We start from the raw sequence: 4,626 nt of genomic DNA on the forward strand, positions 1-4,626 counted from the left end.
ACGAGGGTGTGGGGGTCATGCCCGGGCTGCTGGTGAGAGGATGCCACGGTTGAGCCGTTCCCCCGCTCGTCATGGCCGGGCTTGACCCGGCCCTCATCACACGCGCTGCTGATAAGAGGATGCCACGGTCGAGCCGTGGCATGACGAGGGTGTGGGGGGCCTGCCCGCGCGGCCGCCAAGAGGATGCCATGGTTGAGCCGTTCCCCCGCTCGTCATGGCCGGGCTTGACCCGGCCATCATCACAGGCGCTGCCGGCAAGAGGATGCCACGGTCAAGCCGTGGCATGACGAGGGTGTGGGGGTCATGGCCGGGCTGTCGGTGAGAGGATGCCATGGTCGAGCCGTGGCATGACGAGTTTGTGGGGGTCATGGCCGGGCTGCCGGTGAGAGGATGCCACGGTTGAGCCGTTCCCCCGCTCGTCATGGCCGGGCGTGACCCGGCCATCATCACAGGCGCTGCCGCCAAGAGGATGCCACGGTCAAGCCGTGGCATGACGAGTTTGTGGGGGTCATGGCCGGGCTGCCGCCAAGAGGATGCCACGGTCAAGCCGTGGCATGACGAGGGTGTGGGGGTCATGGCTGGGCTGCGGATAGGAGCCGTGGCATGACGAGGGTGTGGGTGTCATGCCCGCGCGGCCGCCAAGAGGATGCCACGGTCAAGCCGTGGCATGACGAGGGTGTTGGGGTCATCCCCGCGCTGCTGATGAGAGTCGTGGCATGACGAGGTTGAAGGGGGTGGGGTGCGAGCTGGACGCGGCAAATCGCCGGGGCGGGAATACCTCTTCCATCCTCCCGCAGGGTCTCCTATCTAGACAGACGATCAGAAACCGATTCATCCGAAGGTTACCCATGCGCGATTTCGCCGCCCACCCCACCACCGGCGCCTTTTGGCCGTCCGTCATCCAGCAGGAAAGCCGCGGTGAGCGCGTCTATGACCTGCCGTCGCGGCTGCTGCGCGAGCGCATTATCTTCATCACCGGGCCCATCGACGACACCGTCGCGGCCTCGATCTGCATGCAGCTGCTGTTTCTTGAGGCCGAGAACCCCAAGAAGGAAATCTCCATGTATATCAACAGCCCGGGCGGCATCGTCACAGCCGGGCTGTCGATTTATGACACCATGCAGTTCATCCGCTGCCCGGTGTCCACCACGGTGATGGGGCAGGCGGCCTCCATGGGGTCGCTGCTGCTGACGGCGGGCGAGAAGGGCATGCGCTTTGCGCTGCCGAACTCCCGCATCATGGTGCACCAGCCGTCGGGCGGCTACCAGGGCCAGGTCACTGACATCCTGATCCATGCCCGCGAGGTGGAAAGCCTCAAGCGCCGGCTCAACGAAATCTATGTGAGCCACACCGGGCGCGACTACAAGACCATCGAGGACGCCCTCGAGCGTGACAATTTCTTTACCGCCGAGGCGGCGCTGGCCTTCGGCCTGATCGACAAAGTCATCGAAAAGCGGGCGGCGCCGGCGGAAACGAAGTAATTCCATGGGTTTTCCACCGCGCCAGGGCGGGGGCAATCAATTGTTGATTAACCCGGCCAGCCCATGCTCAATTGTGAGGGCGGGCGCCGCGGTGGACAGCTGAAAACGGTCGTTAAGCCTGCAGGCGTATCTTGCGGCACAGGTCTGAGGAGAGCTTATGAGTAAGGCGACGGGAAGCGACAGCAAGAACACCTTGTACTGCTCCTTCTGCGGCAAGAGCCAGCATGAGGTGCGCAAGCTGATCGCGGGCCCCACCGTGTTCATCTGCGATGAATGCGTCGAACTCTGCATGGACATCATCCGCGAGGAGAACAAGACCTCTCTGACCAAGTCCAAGGATGGCGTGCCCACGCCCCACGAGATCCGCAAGGTGCTGGACGATTATGTCATCGGCCAGGAGCACGCCAAGAAGGTGCTCTCGGTGGCCGTCCACAACCATTACAAGCGGCTGAACCACGCCCAGAAGAACAATGACGTGGAACTGGCGAAGTCCAACATCCTGCTGGTCGGCCCGACGGGCTCCGGCAAGACGCTGCTGGCCCAGACGCTGGCCCGCATCCTCGACGTGCCCTTCACCATGGCCGACGCCACCACGCTCACCGAAGCGGGCTATGTGGGCGAGGACGTGGAGAACATCATCCTGAAGCTGCTGCAGGCCGCCGACTACAATGTCGAGCGCGCCCAGCGCGGCATCGTCTACATCGACGAAGTGGACAAGATCAGCCGCAAGTCCGACAACCCCTCGATCACCCGTGACGTGTCCGGCGAGGGCGTGCAGCAGGCGCTGCTCAAGATCATGGAAGGCACGGTCGCCTCGGTTCCGCCGCAGGGCGGCCGCAAGCATCCGCAGCAGGAATTCCTGCAGGTTGATACCACCAACATCCTGTTCATCTGCGGCGGCGCCTTTGCCGGCCTCGAGCGCATCATCAACCAGCGGGCCAAGGGCTCCGGCCTCGGCTTCGGCGCCGAGGTCCGCTCGGCGGAGGACCGGCGCACCGGTGCTGTACTGCGCGAGCTGGAGCCGGAAGACCTGCTGAAGTTCGGCCTGATCCCGGAATTCGTGGGCCGCCTGCCAGTCGTGGCGACGCTCGAAGACCTCGACGAGGCGGCGCTGGTGCAGATCCTGGTCGAACCCAAGAATGCGCTGGTGAAGCAGTATCAGCGGCTGTTCGAGATGGAGGGCGTGAAGCTTACCTTTCCCGAGGAATCGCTGTCCGCCATCGCCCGCCGGGCGATCGAGCGCAAGACCGGCGCGCGCGGCCTCCGCTCGATCATGGAGTCGATCCTGCTCGAGACCATGTTCGACCTGCCCACCATGAACGGGGTGGAGGAAGTGGTGATCTCCAAGGACGTGGTGGAAGGCTCCGCCAAGCCCTTGCTGATCTATGCCGACAAACAGAGCGGCAAGGCCACGGTTTCCGCGTAAGGTTCTGTGTGCATGGTGTTTTCCGGGCTGCTGGCAGTGGCGGCCCGGCACATTGAAATTCGTTAACGGCCTCTCCACATAAGATTTGGACGCGAGGCTGCGCTCCGCCGGATTTTGTGCCTATGATGCACGTGATTCACGAAGGCGGCCTTGCATGTGAGTGATAAGGGCGTCCTTGTCCGGCGGCAGTCATGCGCCGGGCGCCGTGGCGGCCCAGGAAAGGAAGTACCATCGCATGAGCAATATCCCCGCATCCGCCGGCAGCCGCGAGACCATCCCCGTCCTGCCGCTTCGCGACATCGTCGTGTTTCCGCACATGATCGTGCCGCTGTTCGTGGGCCGCGAAAAGTCCATCAAGGCGCTCGAAGAGGTGATGCGCGAGGACAAGCGCATCCTGCTCGTGGCGCAGAAGAACCCCGCCGATGACGATCCGGCGTCGGATGCCGTCTATGAGGTCGGCACGCTGGCGCAGGTGCTGCAGCTGCTGAAGCTGCCCGACGGCACCGTGAAGGTGCTGGTCGAGGGCTCCGACCGGGCCCGCGTGCACGGCTTTTCGGCGCGCACCGATTTCTTCGAGGCCGAAGTCGAGGTGATCGCTTCGGATGCCGGAACCCCGGCTGAAACCGAGGCGCTGGCCCGCACCGCGGTGTCGCAGTTCGACAGCTATGTGAAGCTGAACAAGAAGGTGCCGCAGGAGGCGCTGGCCACGGTTTCGCAGATCACCGATCCCTCGAAGCTGGCCGACACCATCGCCGCCCATCTCGCCATCAAGATTTCCGAGAAGCAGGAACTGCTCGAGATGACCTCGGTGCAGCAGCGGCTTGAGAAGGTCTATGCGCTGATGGAAGGCGAGATCTCGGTGCTGCAGGTCGAGAAGCGCATCCGCTCGCGCGTCAAGCGCCAGATGGAGAAGACCCAGCGCGAGTACTACCTGAATGAGCAGATGAAGGCCATTCAGAAGGAGCTCGGCGACGGCGAGGAGAAGAACGAGGCCGACGAGATCGAGCAGCGCATCAAGAAGACCAAGCTCTCCAAGGAAGCCAAGGAGCGCGCCGAGGCGGAGCTGAAGAAGCTGCGCCAGATGAGCCCGATGTCGGCCGAGGCCACGGTGGTGCGCAACTACCTGGACTGGCTGCTCGGAATCCCGTGGGGCCAGAAGAGCAAGGTCAAGCATGACCTGAAGTTCGCCGAGGAAGTGCTCGACGCCGATCACTTCGGCCTCGACAAGGTGAAGGAGCGCATTCTCGAATATCTCGCGGTGCAGAGCCGCACAAATAAGCTGCGCGGGCCCATCCTGTGCCTCGTCGGCCCGCCCGGTGTGGGCAAGACCTCGCTCGGCAAGTCGATCGCCAAGGCGACCGGCCGCGAGTTCATCCGCATGTCGCTGGGCGGTGTTCGCGACGAGGCCGAAATCCGCGGCCACCGCCGCACCTACATCGGCTCGATGCCCGGCAAGGTCATCCAGTCCATGAAAAAGGCCAAGAAGTCGAACCCGCTGTTCCTGCTCGACGAGATCGACAAGATAGGCATGGATTTCCGCGGCGACCCGTCGGCGGCACTTCTCGAGGTCCTGGACCCCGAGCAGAACGCGACGTTCATGGACCACTATCTGGAGGTCGAATATGATCTCTCGAACGTGATGTTCGTGACCACGTCGAACACGCTCAACATTCCGCCGGCCCTGCTTGACCGCATGGAGATCATCCGGATCGCCGGCTA

General features: G+C 63.6%; 3 protein-coding genes. All 3 read left to right on the top strand.

Going from position 1 to position 4,626, the window contains the following annotated elements; all coding sequences use genetic code 11:
• Positions 1-848: 848 nt before the first annotated feature.
• Positions 849-1,481 (top strand): ATP-dependent Clp protease proteolytic subunit, encoded by a 633-nt coding sequence (locus ACKOED_RS12135; RefSeq protein WP_408916854.1) that lies wholly within the window; start codon positions 849-851, stop codon positions 1,479-1,481.
• Positions 1,482-1,638: 157 nt separating this feature from the next.
• Entirely contained in the window at positions 1,639-2,907 is a 1,269-nt protein-coding gene (gene clpX / locus ACKOED_RS12140) for an ATP-dependent Clp protease ATP-binding subunit ClpX (RefSeq protein WP_408916855.1), read from the top strand.
• Between the two features lie 235 nt (positions 2,908-3,142).
• Positions 3,143-4,626, top strand: a 1,484-nt coding sequence (lon, locus tag ACKOED_RS12145) for an endopeptidase La (RefSeq protein ID WP_408916856.1), incomplete at its 3' end; no start/stop codon positions are given.

The sequence above is a fragment of the Aestuariivirga sp. genome (genome assembly GCF_046093005.1).
Taxonomy (GTDB): Bacteria; Pseudomonadota; Alphaproteobacteria; order Rhizobiales; family Aestuariivirgaceae; genus Aestuariivirga.

What these genes read in the sequence shown, in the direction of transcription:
- ACKOED_RS12135 (WP_408916854.1), top strand. Translation starts at nt 849, where the DNA reads ATGCGCGATTTCGCCGCCCACCCCACCACCGGCGCCTTTTGGCCGTCC.
- clpX (WP_408916855.1), top strand. Translation starts at nt 1,639, where the DNA reads ATGAGTAAGGCGACGGGAAGCGACAGCAAGAACACCTTGTACTGCTCC.